The following is a 13,599-nucleotide window of genomic DNA, read 5'->3' as shown; positions in this document are numbered from 1 at the left end:
AATCCTTTTTACAGGTTAGCTATTTATTCACATAATACACAAAGTATTTTGGCGTATTTGCGCAACGTGCAATTCGTGTTAGGCATGATTATTTATGGCTTTTTTGTAATCAGTTGTTTAAGTTTGCCAACTAATATTTGGCGTACAGAATTAATACTTGGCGTGTCTTGATTAAATGGTAGCGGACGACATAAGTGAACGGTTCTTATACCCAGTCTTGCCGTTAACATACCTGATGCCAATCCTTGCGCAGCCCTGCCAGATAACTTGCCTAATAAGTCAGCACCAACCATTTCAGTGCTAACATCAGCAATAATTTCTGTTGCGCCGGCAAAGATCATCGTTTTTAGCACTTCTCGAATCAGTTTAATACGACTCCAATAACCAAGCTTGATACCATATAAGCCTGCCACACGGTCGATCATTGTCACGTTACGCCAAAAGACAATAAGCATATCTACAAAGGCAATAGGGCTTATCGCCACCATCAACATGGTTTCACTTGAATGTTTCGCAATTTCACTCATCGCTTTTTGGTCAACAACACTCATCACTTGCTTATTAAAAAGCTGCACAATTTCAGCATCTGATAAATGTTTATATTCTTTTGTCAGCCAAGCATCATTATCTGGTAAAGCAATATCACATGGCAGATTGCTTGCTATTTTTTTACAAACTTCTACCGCTTCTCCATCAATGTAGCCCTGATTAATATCAACAATTTTTTGTTGAACTTTAATTTGCTTTTTTAACTGCGAAAGGCCCGTTACTTCTTTTAAAAAAGAGGTGCCAGCCGTCAGTGTAATGACAGTAAATAGAACAGCATAAAGGCCTGTAATAATTGGTGACTCGATAAAACCGGTACTGAAAAAATCAAACGCTTCAATAGCAACAATTAGAAATAAAACACTAAGGCCTAAACGCATGCCCCAGCTAGCTTTTGTTCGTTGCTCAATTTGTTGTTCAATATCTTGCAGCTCTTGATCACTTGCCTGCCAATCATCATTATCAAAATAAATCGGCTCTACGAGTGTTTCATCTGTTGTTTCATTGTTTGTTTCCGCGCTTTTTTCATCAAAAAGTATTTGTTGCTGAAATTGATCTTGTTCAGTACTCATCGCATTTTATCTCCTAACAAAAACTCAAGCGCTTGATCCATTCTGATATGGGGTAATGCTTGGTGGTCACGCAAAGGTACCCTTGGTGAAAATTCAATAAAATTAAACGTATTAGCTTGCCAGTAATCGTCTTTAGGAATCTCGCTAGGTACACTTCCGGGAAACACAGTAATCACTTTGTCGTCAGCGGCTCTTTGCCCTTTGATGACATTTATATCTTTATTTTGATAACGACTTTTACCTACGTCAGTAGTTCTAATAGAGGCAATGGCTAACGTTTTAACATCAACGGATTGATAATGAAGTTCATGACGTTTTTTGTAGACCATTTTATTAAGCAAATGAACCATATTGCTATGTTGATCCGGCGTGACATGATCCGCCTTGGTAGCGGCAAAGAGAAGCTTGTCGATTTTTGGTGAAAAAAGTCGTTTTAATAAACTTGACTTACCATAGTCAAAACTTTCTAAGATCATCGAAATAGCCAGTTGTAAATCGTCAAAACTAGCCTTGCCATGATTTAATGAAGACAAGCTATCGCATAAGACGATTTGGCGATCAAAATTAACGAAATACTGTTTATAAAACTTTTTAACAACGCGTGATTTATATTCAATAAAGCGCGCTCTCAATGTACCTATCATGCTGTTTGTTTCAGCATTTTGATACTCATTTTTATCGATACTATCAAAGCCAGTAAACGGAAAGAATTGAAGTATAGGTGCGCCTGCTAAATCACCAGGCAAAATGAAACGGCCTGGCTGAATAACTGACATGCCTAATTCTTCTCTAAACGTATGCAAAATATCTGTGTACTTCTCTGACAGCTCAGCAAGCACCTGCTCATCAAGTGGAGCAAACGGATCAAGTTTATTTACTTCATCAATAAATTCACTGGCGACTGACAATCTAGGCTCTTTAGTCAAGAGTGCCATCGTTTGCTCAGACCACTCTTCAAAGGTTTGATTCAACATAGGTAAATCAAGTAACCACTCACCTGGGTAGTCGGTAAAGTCGATATATAACGTAACGACATCTGTCGCTAATTTAAGCAATGAGCTAGTCGGTTGGTATCGAATAGCTAAACGGAGCTCACTAATACTTTTTGTTGGCTTGGGCCATGTTGGCGTATGTTGGCTTAACGCAGCAATACCTTCGTCATAGGTAAAACGCTGAATAAGATTGTGTTGCTGCGGTACTCGCTTGGCTGCGATAAAACGTTGTTGGGATACAGGGGTGAAAAACGCGAGTTCTGATTGTTGGTTCTCGCTAATCAGTTGATTAACCAGCGACGTTATAAATGCAGTTTTACCGGAGCGACTCAAACCTGTCACGGCAACATTGACCTGCTGATCAAGAGATCGGTGAAGCAGTTCATCAGCTTTATGCTTAATTTTTTTGAGCTTTTTTTCTATCGATGTTTTATTCATTACAAACTATATTCATTAACATTCTTAATGAGTTAGATATCCCCATATTACTTACTTTTAGTAAGTGATGATAGCCAACATTTCGTATTTCATAAAAAAAGAAAGCGACCTAAGTCGCTTTCTTCATTAATTGTTACGGTAATTTATAACTTGTTGATTTCTCTACTAACCGTAAATTGCGGTGAGGTTACATACTCTTCCATTGTGCGTAACTGACCTTCTAGTTTTCTATACTTTCGACGAATATCGTAAAACGCTTGTTTAGGCGGCTCTCCTGATTGCCATATACGTGTTTTTACTTTAATAGACGCGTCTAAAATATCATCTTTTGGCTGTTCAGCATCTGATGCATTTGATTGACTACCGTCTTGTTTCATCACACCCTGAGCAGGTTTTCTATCTAAAATAAACCAACCTGCAATATAGATAAGAATAATCCAACCAGCGCCAAGTAAAACAGCAGAAACCGCGAATATTCTTACAAGCCATGTTTCCCAACCAAAGTAATCAGCAATACCAGCACAAACACCTGCTATCTTGCCATTTTTAGGGTCACGAAACAGTTCCCCTTTTCGATTACTGGCCATGTTTGTTTCTCCATTCTGGTGTTTCTTCATCTAAGATAGCTTCTAATGTATGAATACGTTCAGCCATACTATCTGCCATTTCAGATAACTCTTGCAGTTGTTGATACTCTTCTTCACTCAATCCCTGACTCATCTGACGCTTACTACGATAGTGTAATATCAACCAAATTGGTGCCACTACAACCATAAAGATGATAACCGGGGCCATAATCACTTCTTCCATGGTACTCTCCTTATGTTATGTTTGGTTATGATTTATCAGATGATTTCATTTTAGCTTTTAATTTTGCTAATTCATCATCAACTTGTTCACTAGATTCTAATTCTGCAATTTCATCAGATAATGATTTTGCACCTAAGTCGTATGACTCTACTTGCGCTTCAATATCATCAATCTTACGCTCATAACTATCAAAGCGATTCAATGCATCATTAACTTTATCACTATCAATTTTGCTTTTCACTTTCAATCGAGAACTTGCTGTTTTTTCTCGCATGATGATCGCTTTTTGGCGTGCTTTGGCATCAGCAAGCTTTTCTTGTAGTTGACTAATTTCGTCTTGTAACTTAGCAATATGTTCATCAACATGTGCCAATTCTTCTGTCATCGCCTGTGCAGATTCACTACATTTATTCTTTTCCATTAATGCAGCGCGGGCCAAATCTTCACGCTCTTTAGTCAAAGCCAACTCGGCTTTTTCTTGCCATTGTTCAGCGTCACGTTGAAAACGTGTAATTTGACGTTGCAAGTCTTTCTTGTCTGCAAGTGTTTTAGCTGAAGAAGATCTTACTTCAACAAGTGTATCTTCCATTTCTTGAATAATCAGTCGAACCATTTTTGCTGGATCTTCAGCTTTATCTAATAAATTATTAATATTAGCGTTTATGATGTCGGTAAAACGTGAAAAAATACCCATAATAACTTCCTCTTCTTAAAATCTTTTAAACTTTTATACTTGATACTCTATATACAGAATTCAAGCCAACATTAAAAATACAAATAAACCACTGATAAATAAAGAAATTAACTTTATTTTAAAAACTTCTTCAATAACACCCTTTAATCAAATAGACTATTTGTTAGTAAAATAAACCAATAATTAGGTTCTAGGATGACACGTTTCCAACAACAAGATAATTTAATAGGACAATCAAATAGTTTTCTCGAAGTTTTGGAGCAAATATCGCAAATTGCTCCTTTGAGTAAACCGGTATTAATAATAGGTGAACGAGGAACGGGTAAAGAGTTAATTGCAGCTCGTCTTCATTACCTGTCTAAACGCTGGGAACAGAACTACCTTAAACTTAATTGTGCGGCTTTAAATGAAAACCTATTAGAAAGTGAATTATTTGGTTATGAGAGCGGAGCCTTTACTGGCGCGAACAAACGTCACGAAGGTCGTTTTGAGCGAGCACACTTAGGCACACTCTTCTTAGATGAAATAGCGAATACTTCAGGCCTCATTCAAGAAAAACTATTGCGAGTTGTTGAATATGGTGAGTTTGAACGGGTAGGTGGCTCTCGCACATTGAAAACCGATGTCAGGTTAGTTGCTGCGACAAACGAAGATCTACCTACGCTTGCGGATAAAGGCGAATTTAGAGCCGACTTACTCGATAGGTTAGCATTTGATGTGATCACCCTGCCGCCATTAAGAGAACGACCAGACGATATTATGGTACTTGCCGAGCACTTCGCTATTAATATGGCACGAGAGCTTGAATTTGAACTCTTTAGCGGTTTTACCGAAAAAGCCCGCAGAACCATGCTTGAATACCATTGGCCAGGTAATATCCGTGAATTAAAGAATGTCGTGGAGCGCAGTGTTTATCGTTGTAACAACCCGCATTTACCTGTTCACGAATTGGTTATCGACCCATTTGAGTCGCCTTATAGACCACAAAATAGAATCAAAACTCATGATAGAGTTAGTACAGTTACTGAAACGAAAGAGCCGCAAGTACAATCACCTGTTGAAACATCAATTCAACAGGTTCAACAAAGTACTCCACAACAATATAAGTTTCCAGTATCATTGAAAAAACTCTCTCAAGAGCACGAGATACAATTGATTAACAATGCCTTAGCGGCAAATCAATTTAATCAGAAGAAAACAGCGGAAGCACTTGAGTTAACTTATCACCAACTTCGAGGGTATTTGAAAAAATACAATTTACTCGATGGTAATATGAATGAAGAAGAATAGACGGTTGATTCATTTTCAACTCAGTTATACATGGGCCATAGCAACCTGTCTTTTATTGATTGGCTGTAGTACTGACGAAGACATTTCGTTACGTGAAAAAAGTATCATTTATTGCTCTGAGGGCAGCCCAGAGAGCTTTAACCCGCAAACGGTTACTTCCGGCACAACAATTGATGCTATAGCCAACCAATTGTATAACCGTTTAATAACATACAACACGGAAGACAATTCCATTGTACCGGCAATCGCAAAATCTTGGCACGTTACCCGAGATGGCAAAAAAGTTACCTTCTACTTACGTAAAGATATTCCATTTCATCAAACGCGTTATTTTACGCCTACTCGCGGTTTAAATGCCGATGACGTTCTTTTTAGTTTTAATAGAATACTTGATAAAGAAAGTAAATATCATCAGGTTGTAGCGGGTAACTTTCCATATTTCCAAAACGTAAATTTTGGTGGTTTAGTTAATAAGATAGAAAAAATAAATGACTATACCGTTCGCTTTAGCTTAAATTATCCTGATGCATCTTTTCTTGCCCATTTAGCGTCTACCTATGCTGTCATCCTATCTAAAGAATATGCAGACCAATTATCGCTAGCATCAAACGAAAAACAAATCGATCAATTGCCTATTGGCACTGGACCATATAAATACCAAGAATACAAAACAGGTTCTCTAATTCGCTATTATAAGCATCCAGACTATTGGCAAGAAACTAACGACGCACAGCAAGTAGTGTTCGATATTACACCTAATAATTCAGGTCGCTTGGCTAAACTATTGGCTGGAGAATGTGATTTAGTCGCTTACCCGATTGCACATCAACCAATTATCAACAATCCTAATCTAACACTTGAATCTGTTACTTCATTGAACGTCGCTTATTTAGGCTTTAATACTGCGAAACCGCCATTTAATAATAAAATGGTCAGGAGAGCAGTTGCTCATGCGATTAATAAAAAAGCCATTATTGATGCGGTTTATTTTGGTCGTGCAGAAGCAGCAACGTCGGTATTGCCTCAAAGCTCTTGGGCATATGATAACTCGTTAACGCACCACATGTATGATCCCGAGTTAGCTAAACAGTTATTGACACAAGCAGGTTACCCTAACGGTTTAACCATTGATGTTTGGGCGATGCCAGTAAGGCGAGCATATAATCCAGATGCACTAACAATGGCTAAATTAATTCAGTCAGATTTGCAGCAAATAGGCATTAGTGTAAACATCATCAGTTATGAATGGGTGACTTTCTTACGAAGGTTATCTAAAGGTGAACATCAAAGTGTTTTATTAGGTTGGTCTGCCGATCATCCTGATCCTGATAACTTCTTCTCACCTCTACTAAGCTGCGCTTCAGCAGAAACTGGGTCAAACCGAGCATTTTGGTGTAATCAGGCGTTTGACGATATATTAAGTGACGCCCTGTCGACTACTAACCCAAATCAACGAAAAGCGTTTTACAGTCAAGCAATGGCAATTGTTAAAGAAGAGATCCCACTTTTTCCTATCGCTCACTCAAAACGATATCAAGGCAAAGCTAACTATATTTCCGGTAAGAGCTTAGACGCATTTGGTGGTATCCATTTAGGCAATATTCAGCGCAATGTAGAAGGTGGTGAATAAATGCTTATTTTTACGCTAAGGCGACTAAACTTATTTATTTTTACTATCTTCTTGCTGACAGTTTTATCTTTTAGTTTGGCGTTTCTATTTCCCGGCGATGCCTTGGTAAATATTTCAGGCCAAGTATCCGCGAATCAAGAGGTATTGGCTGAGTTAGCTCAAAGTTATGGCAAAGATCAGAGTATTTTCAATCAATACGTAATCTATGTCGGTAAGGTTTTCAGTGGAGACTTTGGCGTTTCAATGATTTCAGACTTACCCTTGCTCGATGTAATTTCAACCTTACTGCCAGCAACTGTGGAGTTAAGTTTAGTTGCACTGCTCATTGCCATGGTACTCGGTATTCCTATTGGCTTTATCGCAGCAATTAGACATAGAAAAAACAGCGACAATATTATTTTATCAATTGCAATGATTGGTTATTCAGTGCCTGTTTTTTGGGTCGGTTTAATGGCAATTCAGTTGTTTTCAATCGAATTAAGCATGTTCCCTTCTGCAGGACAAATTAGCCCTGTTTATGAAATTGAGCGTCAATATGGCATTTTACTTATCGATATTTTATTAAGTGACAGTAATTACAAGTGGCAGGCTTTTTCTGATGCAACCAGTCATTTAATTCTCCCTGCTGCCGTTATCGCATTGGCACCAGCGACGATTTTTATTCGCCTAGCTCGCACCGCGATGTTAGAAGTGCTTGAAACACCGTATATTCGAGCGGCAAAAGCCAAGGGGCTAAGCTTTGCTCAGGTTGTATATTCTCATGCGATTCGCAATGCGTTAATCATGATTGTTCGTCATATCGGTTTGCAGTTTGCTAACTTAATTACCATCGCAATGATCACCGAAGTTATATTTAGCTGGCCAGGTATTGGTCGTTGGTTGATTGAAAGTATTTACCAACGTGACTACACAGCAATTCAAATTGGACTACTCGTGTTATCAAGCTTTATCTTCATTGTGCATATACTGTCTGATTTTCTCTATGCGGCATTAAATCCATTAGCGCGAGGTAAAAAATATGGCTCGTGATAAAATTTATTTAGAAGAAGAATTTCCATCCCCCATCGTGCAATTTTGGTTAGAGTTTAGGAAACTCTCTATCGTCAATGTCGCCTTTGTTAGCTTTTTAGTCTTGGTGTTTATTGCAATATTTTCCCCTATTTTGGCGCCCTACTCGCCAACCGATAGTCATATCGATAGTCTCCTCATGCCGCCATCATGGAACAATGAGGGCAGTGTCAGTTTCCTTTTAGGTACAGACCAATTAGGGCGCGATATTTTATCTCGACTTTTGCATGGTACATCTCTTACCTTCGGATTAAGTTTTGTCGTTGTAGTTATTTCTTTAGTCGTAGGCGTGGTGATTGGCTCTTTTTCAGCGTTAACAAAAGGCGTTAAATCGAGTGTTCTGAATCATTTGCTAGATGTCGTACTTTCAATCCCTTCATTGTTATTGGCGATAATTATTGTTGCGATACTTGGGCCTGGTATTGAGAACACAATCTGGGCAATTGTAATGGTGTTAATACCTCAATTTGTTCACGTGACACGAAACGCAATTAAAGAAGAATATAAAAAAGATTATGTACTCGCTTCTAAACTAGATGGTGCGAATAACTTTCGTATTCTTACGTATTCAATCTTCCCCAATATTTTAGAAAAAATAGTTACTCAAGCAACTTTTGCTCAATCTGCAGCCATCATTGATATTGCCGCTCTTGGCTTTCTAGGATTGGGCGCACCTATCCCTATGCCTGAATGGGGTGCGATGTTATCTGACGGTATCGATTTATTTTACATTGCTCCATGGACAATATATTTTCCTGGTATGGCGATTTTTATTGCAGTGCTCATTACCAACCTCGTTGGCGAAGGTATTCGACACTCGATAAAAGAGGTGAAAGAAAATTAATGAATTTATTCGATATTAGAAACCTATCTATTTCACTTAAATCGAACGATACCGATATTTTAGCGGTTGATCGCGTATCCCTTGCCATGAAAGAAGGCGAAGTCCGTGGTTTGGTAGGAGAATCTGGTTCAGGTAAATCACTATTAGCCCAGGCGATTATGGGCGTGCTAGATCCTAAATGGAGTGTTACTGCTGACCGCTTTCATTGGCGTGGTCAAGATTTAATGAATTTATCCCCTCATGAGCGAAAAGCAATAATCGCCAAAGACGTGGCAATGATCTTCCAAGAGCCAATGTTAAGCCTTGATCCAACGACAACTATCGGAGAACAAGTTGAAGAAGCAATTGATCCAGCGAGTCTAGAAGGAAATTTCTGGCAACGCAGAAAAGCTAGAAAATCTGAAGCTATTAGGTTATTGCACAAAGTAGGCATTAAGCATCATGAAATATGCACGTCGAGCTACCCTCACGAATTAACAGAAGCAATCTGCCAACGTGTGATGATTGCGATTGCATTAGCTAAAAGCCCAATTTTGCTGATTGCAGATGAGCCAACTGCTGCGATGGAAAGCCGAAATCAAGGTCAAATTTTTCGTCTACTAGCGAGCCTAAATCAACTTAAAAGCATGTCTATTTTGCTCATTAGCCATGATTTAGAAAACGTAACTCATTGGACTAACACGATTACCGTGATGTACAGTGGTCAATTTGTTGAAGCTGGCACAACCAAACAAATTTTTAAATCACCTTTGCACCCATATACTCGTGCGCTGGTTGACAGTAGTCCTGCGGCAAATATTGAATTGCCTCCTAAGTCTCGCTTGAAAGCACTACCTGGCAGTATTCCAATACTGCAACATTTACCCATAGGTTGTCGACTAGGCCCTCGTTGCCCGAAAGCGCAACGTAAGTGCGTAACAGCGCCTAAAGCAAAAAACTATCATGGCCATGTCGTCAGTTGCCATTTTAATATGAAAGAGAGCGGTAAGGTATGAGTTGTTTATTGCGCGTCACCGATTTAAGTAAAACCTATAAGTTGCCTGGCTACTGGCTAAACCGAAAAACATTTACGGCGCTCGATCCTATTACTTTTTCAGTGGAAGCTAATCAAACCTTAGCTATTGTTGGTGAAGTAGGCTCAGGAAAATCAACCTTAGCTAAATTACTTGTTGGCGCCGAGCAGCCAACAACCGGCACAATAGAGCTTGGTAACGAAATCCTTCATGATGGTGACTTTAGTGAACGCTGTCAAAAAGTTCGTATGATTTTTCAAGACTCAGGAACCACTCTAAACCCAAGTTTAACCATTCAACAGATCCTCGACGAGCCACTTAAACTTAATACGCAATTAAATGATATTGAGCGCATAGATTTGATGCGAGAAACATTGAAAAAAGTGGGTTTGCTACCTGAACATTTACACTTTTACCCTCATATGTTTTCTGGTGGACAAAAACAGCGTATATCACTAGCGCGCGCCATCATTCTGCAGCCTAGAGTACTGATCTTAGACGAAGCGTTAGCTGCACTTGATCCCTCATTACGTTCTCAAATGCTAAACCTTTTGTTAGACCTTCAACAACAAATGGGGCTGGCTTTTATTTTAATCTCTCAAAACTTGGGGATTGTTAGGCATGCTAGCGATAACTTAATCGTATTAAAAGACGGAAAAGTTGTTGAACAAGGGCCTACTCAGCAAGTCTTTAGCAACCCCAAAGACAAGTACACGAAAATCCTGATGATGAGCCAGCACTTAAAATTAGGTCACGGCATATAAAAAGCTCAACCATCAGGTTGAGCTTTTCAATGTCAGTAAACTTCAAATTTTATTTTAAAATATTATCTACCGTACCTTGCGCTAAAGGGTGATAGCCTGGTCGAGCAATTTGATATACCTCTGTCGCCCAAACCTTGCCTTCCTCAGATTCAGCAAGCGTTTTGTACAATGGTACAATAAGTTTTCTTCTACCAATACCAATTAAGTATGTTTTCATTGCTGGGTATATTTCTTTATAACCAACACGTAATGACAACAGATACCAAGCATGCGCTATTTCTGCATTAGTACTGGTGGTTAACTTAAACTGCTGATCTAGTTTTGTCATCCACGCTTGCGTGATATCTAAAGGCAAGTTATTGATAAAGTGAAGCCACTCATGCACTGTCCAATTCGCTGTAGGTAACGCAGACAAAGCAAGCTTTCCACCTAATAAGTCAAAGATTTGCTGGTCAATCGTAGTAAAGGCATCAGAGCTAGGCTTTGGTGCAAATGAAGGTAAACCTTGTTCGTAAATCCATTCATTAACCTCAGCTTCACTTACCGTACCTGGGTACTTGTTTATTAGGTTCTTTAGTAAATATTGCTCGAACGCTTTCGTGCCTAAACTCTCAAAAGCATGATCATCAAAATAATCACGAATAAACGTGTCAAAAATCTCACGACCATATTGCTGCTCAAGGTAAACTAAAAATTGTTGCCCTTTAATATAAGGTACACCAGAAAAAGCATCATCAGGATCTCTGCCCGCTAAATCAATGTATAGCTGTGTGTCACCTGGTGCTAATTCGGCTAATTCGTAGCCTAGGCTTTGTCTATCTAGTGATTGCTCCATCATTGCTCGTTTACGGCCAAACACTTGTTCCATAATGCGGTTTTCAACATAACTCGTAAAACCTTCATTTAGCCATAGGTCACGCCATGTTTCATTCGTTACCAAGTTACCTGACCAAGAATGAGCTAGCTCATGAGCAATTAAATTAACGAGTGATTTATCGCCGGCAATCACGGTAGGGGTAATGAATGACAAACGTGGATTTTCCATACCACCAAATGGGAAACTAGGAGGCAAAATCAATAAATCGTATCGCCCCCAGCGGTATTCACCAAATAGCTTTTCCGTTTCATCAATCATTTTTTGAGTGTCATTAAATTCTGCAACCGCAGAGTCAACAACGCTCGGCTCAGCATATACCCCAGTTACATCACTCATCGGCTTAAACGTGAGATCACCCGCTGCAATTGCAATTAAGTAAGGTGGTATTGCTTGTGGCATTTCAAAGAAATAGTCACCATCACGCTTTGTATCAGGTTCATTGTTGGCGCTCATAACCGCTAATACATTTTTTGGCGTTGTAATGCGCGCGGTATAAGTCATTCGAACACTTGGCGTATCTTGAATAGGCATCCAAGAACGAGCATGTATAGCTTGGGACTGACTGAACATAAATGGCTGTTTTTTGCCGGCAGTTTGTTCTGGTGTTAACCACTGTAGACCAGAAGCTTTCGGTGTTGAGTGATAGTAAACACGAACGGTTTTTGGTTGAAACCCTACAGACAACACTAACTTTTGACCTAAAACATCATCATAAGCGGCTAAATTAAAAGGAACGCTTTTCCATTGCCCTTTACTGGTTTTCGCCATCACATGTTTAATCACAAGATCTCGCGTATCAAGGTTAATAACCCGCGACTGTTTGTCAATCCAGTTTAACGACAACTCTGCAAAACCTGATAATTGTTTTTCGTCAAAATCAATGGCTAGGTCTAAATAGACATGGGATACCTTGACTTCATCATAGTTTGCGTAGGTATAGGCATCATTTAATTTTGCAAAACCTTTACTAGCAAATAAAAGACAAGTGATTAGAAACATTCGTAAAATAAACAATGTAACTCTCCAAAAAAATTTAAGGCCTGTAGGTTATGACAACCAACAGGCCTATTCAATCATTATCTTTACTTTGTAATTAGCAAAGTATAAACCGTTATGGCTTATCCATTCTAATCACAACGCGTCTGTTCTGCTCGCGTCCTAACACTGTTTGGTTAGAGGCAATATGACGCTTTTCACCGTAACCGGTTGCAGTAATTCGGGCGATATCAATGCCAGCATCGATAAAGTGTTTTTGAATTTTAGCTGCGCGCTTTTCTGACAACTTAAGGTTAGGCCATCGACCACCATAACTATCAGTAAACGCATCGATCAAAACGATTTCTAGTTCAGAATCGAGTGCTAGATACTCTGTGATCATCGATATACGCTTTTTAGAGGCTTTAGTTAACTCATCAGAATTTGACTGGTAATTTAACACCGTGTAACTAATGTCTTCAAAGCTGTAATTAAGCAAATTTCCAACACAGCTAACGAACGATTGATAGGCCTTTGAAAAACGCGCTGGCGATAAACCGACAGCGACTTTATTGGTTTCGTTATACCAATCTTGGTAGAACATTTTAGGATTCATTCCTTGCTCTAGTTCGCTGAGCATTGTCCAAGCAACTTTTTTAGAAAGGCTTGGCGAAAACTGCTTATGCAAATCCATTTGAGCAATAACACGCCCACCGTGTCCTGGCTTCCAACTTGGTGGCATAGAACGAACTTCAGCTAAACCATAGGTATCAGGCAACCTAAGCATATCTAACTCAAAGTTCATATTTAACTGACGATTAGCAACAGAGGAGAATACCGCCTCACCATAATTAGGAATTTGATGGGTAAGCGTACATTTTAACCTTGAATTTTCAGCAACCTGCCAGCTTGAATCGTATAGATCTGCTTCGTAATGGCGAACCATCGCATTACAGGAAAAAGCCGTAACTGCTGCACTTAAAGCAAAAGGAAGTATCTTCATCATCAATTCAACTATCGTTAATCGTCATTTTTATATCGGCTTTACTACTGACAACTTTAATATAATTTTAGCAAAAGGTCGAA

The 13,599-nt window shown here is 39.0% G+C and carries 13 protein-coding genes; 6 read left to right on the top strand and 7 right to left on the bottom strand.

Annotated elements, in window-relative coordinates:
* Window positions 1-92: 92 nt before the first annotated feature.
* The 5 genes from QQK02_RS13595 to pspA all read right to left on the bottom strand — a co-directional run bounded on the left by QQK02_RS13595 (window position 93) and on the right by pspA (window position 4,052).
* The gene (locus QQK02_RS13595) at window positions 93-1,118 is read right to left on the bottom strand and encodes a YcjF family protein (RefSeq protein ID WP_284208613.1); all 1,026 of its coding nucleotides are present in this window, start codon (window positions 1,116-1,118) and stop codon (window positions 93-95) included.
* Window positions 1,115-2,548, bottom strand: coding sequence for a YcjX family GTP-binding protein (locus QQK02_RS13590; RefSeq protein WP_284208612.1), 1,434 nt, complete (start codon window positions 2,546-2,548; stop codon window positions 1,115-1,117). The genes QQK02_RS13595 and QQK02_RS13590 overlap by 4 nt, the downstream gene beginning before the upstream one ends.
* 143 nt (window positions 2,549-2,691) lie before the next feature.
* Complete coding sequence (gene pspC, locus QQK02_RS13585) at window positions 2,692-3,135, bottom strand: envelope stress response membrane protein PspC (RefSeq protein WP_284208611.1); 444 nt, start codon at window positions 3,133-3,135, stop codon at window positions 2,692-2,694.
* Window positions 3,125-3,358: an envelope stress response membrane protein PspB gene (gene pspB, locus QQK02_RS13580; RefSeq protein WP_284208610.1), complete on the bottom strand. Its 234-nt coding sequence runs from the start codon at window positions 3,356-3,358 to the stop codon at window positions 3,125-3,127. Before pspB ends, pspC begins: the two co-directional genes overlap by 11 nt.
* Before the next feature lie 25 nt (window positions 3,359-3,383).
* Complete coding sequence (gene pspA / locus QQK02_RS13575) at window positions 3,384-4,052, bottom strand: phage shock protein PspA (protein WP_284208609.1); 669 nt, start codon at window positions 4,050-4,052, stop codon at window positions 3,384-3,386.
* Window positions 4,053-4,247: 195 nt separating this feature from the next.
* Here pspA and pspF point away from each other — a divergent pair, with 195 nt between their 5' ends.
* Genes pspF through QQK02_RS13545 form a run of 6 tightly spaced genes read left to right on the top strand, consistent with a single transcriptional unit; the run spans window position 4,248 to window position 10,661 of the window.
* Window positions 4,248-5,342, top strand: a complete 1,095-nt coding sequence (gene pspF / locus QQK02_RS13570; RefSeq protein ID WP_284208608.1) for a phage shock protein operon transcriptional activator — start codon at window positions 4,248-4,250, stop codon at window positions 5,340-5,342.
* Window positions 5,329-6,972: an ABC transporter substrate-binding protein gene (locus QQK02_RS13565; RefSeq protein ID WP_284208607.1), complete on the top strand. Its 1,644-nt coding sequence runs from the start codon at window positions 5,329-5,331 to the stop codon at window positions 6,970-6,972. Before pspF ends, QQK02_RS13565 begins: the two co-directional genes overlap by 14 nt.
* Window positions 6,973-8,001, top strand: coding sequence for an ABC transporter permease (locus QQK02_RS13560; protein ID WP_284208606.1), 1,029 nt, complete (start codon window positions 6,973-6,975; stop codon window positions 7,999-8,001).
* Complete coding sequence (locus QQK02_RS13555) at window positions 7,991-8,884, top strand: ABC transporter permease subunit (RefSeq protein WP_284208605.1); 894 nt, start codon at window positions 7,991-7,993, stop codon at window positions 8,882-8,884. The genes QQK02_RS13560 and QQK02_RS13555 overlap by 11 nt, the downstream gene beginning before the upstream one ends.
* Complete coding sequence (locus QQK02_RS13550; protein WP_284208604.1) at window positions 8,884-9,879, top strand: peptide ABC transporter ATP-binding protein; 996 nt, start codon at window positions 8,884-8,886, stop codon at window positions 9,877-9,879. Before QQK02_RS13555 ends, QQK02_RS13550 begins: the two co-directional genes overlap by 1 nt.
* A complete protein-coding gene (locus QQK02_RS13545) occupies window positions 9,876-10,661 on the top strand; it encodes an ATP-binding cassette domain-containing protein (protein ID WP_284208603.1) in 786 nt (261 codons plus the stop codon). The genes QQK02_RS13550 and QQK02_RS13545 overlap by 4 nt, the downstream gene beginning before the upstream one ends.
* A 49-nt stretch (window positions 10,662-10,710) precedes the next feature.
* Here the strand turns inward: QQK02_RS13545 and QQK02_RS13540 are convergent, their stop codons facing one another.
* Together QQK02_RS13540 and QQK02_RS13535 are read right to left on the bottom strand one after the other, a co-directional pair.
* Window positions 10,711-12,537, bottom strand: a complete 1,827-nt coding sequence (locus QQK02_RS13540) for a M1 family metallopeptidase (RefSeq protein ID WP_284208660.1) — start codon at window positions 12,535-12,537, stop codon at window positions 10,711-10,713.
* Between the two features lie 112 nt (window positions 12,538-12,649).
* The gene (locus QQK02_RS13535; RefSeq protein WP_284208659.1) at window positions 12,650-13,516 is read right to left on the bottom strand and encodes a flagellar protein MotY; all 867 of its coding nucleotides are present in this window, start codon (window positions 13,514-13,516) and stop codon (window positions 12,650-12,652) included.
* Window positions 13,517-13,599: the final 83 nt, after the last annotated feature.

Origin of the sequence: Thalassotalea eurytherma, assembly GCF_030161415.1 — a bacterium.
Classification (GTDB): Bacteria; Pseudomonadota; Gammaproteobacteria; order Enterobacterales; family Alteromonadaceae; genus Thalassotalea_G; species Thalassotalea_G eurytherma.
The sequence above is the reverse complement of the archived record's forward strand: the minus strand, read 5'-3'. Positions and strand labels throughout refer to the sequence as shown.

What these genes read in the sequence shown, in the direction of transcription:
- QQK02_RS13595 (WP_284208613.1), bottom strand. Translation starts at nt 1,118, where the DNA reads ATGAGTACTGAACAAGATCAATTTCAGCAACAAATACTTTTTGATGAA.
- pspB (WP_284208610.1), bottom strand. Translation starts at nt 3,358, where the DNA reads ATGGAAGAAGTGATTATGGCCCCGGTTATCATCTTTATGGTTGTAGTG.
- QQK02_RS13565 (WP_284208607.1), top strand. Translation starts at nt 5,329, where the DNA reads ATGAAGAAGAATAGACGGTTGATTCATTTTCAACTCAGTTATACATGG.
- QQK02_RS13550 (WP_284208604.1), top strand. Translation starts at nt 8,884, where the DNA reads ATGAATTTATTCGATATTAGAAACCTATCTATTTCACTTAAATCGAAC.
- pspC (WP_284208611.1), bottom strand. Translation starts at nt 3,135, where the DNA reads ATGGCCAGTAATCGAAAAGGGGAACTGTTTCGTGACCCTAAAAATGGC.
- QQK02_RS13555 (WP_284208605.1), top strand. Translation starts at nt 7,991, where the DNA reads ATGGCTCGTGATAAAATTTATTTAGAAGAAGAATTTCCATCCCCCATC.
- QQK02_RS13545 (WP_284208603.1), top strand. Translation starts at nt 9,876, where the DNA reads ATGAGTTGTTTATTGCGCGTCACCGATTTAAGTAAAACCTATAAGTTG.
- pspA (WP_284208609.1), bottom strand. Translation starts at nt 4,052, where the DNA reads ATGGGTATTTTTTCACGTTTTACCGACATCATAAACGCTAATATTAAT.
- pspF (WP_284208608.1), top strand. Translation starts at nt 4,248, where the DNA reads ATGACACGTTTCCAACAACAAGATAATTTAATAGGACAATCAAATAGT.
- QQK02_RS13535 (WP_284208659.1), bottom strand. Translation starts at nt 13,516, where the DNA reads ATGAAGATACTTCCTTTTGCTTTAAGTGCAGCAGTTACGGCTTTTTCC.
- QQK02_RS13560 (WP_284208606.1), top strand. Translation starts at nt 6,973, where the DNA reads ATGCTTATTTTTACGCTAAGGCGACTAAACTTATTTATTTTTACTATC.
- QQK02_RS13540 (WP_284208660.1), bottom strand. Translation starts at nt 12,537, where the DNA reads ATGTTTCTAATCACTTGTCTTTTATTTGCTAGTAAAGGTTTTGCAAAA.
- QQK02_RS13590 (WP_284208612.1), bottom strand. Translation starts at nt 2,548, where the DNA reads ATGAATAAAACATCGATAGAAAAAAAGCTCAAAAAAATTAAGCATAAA.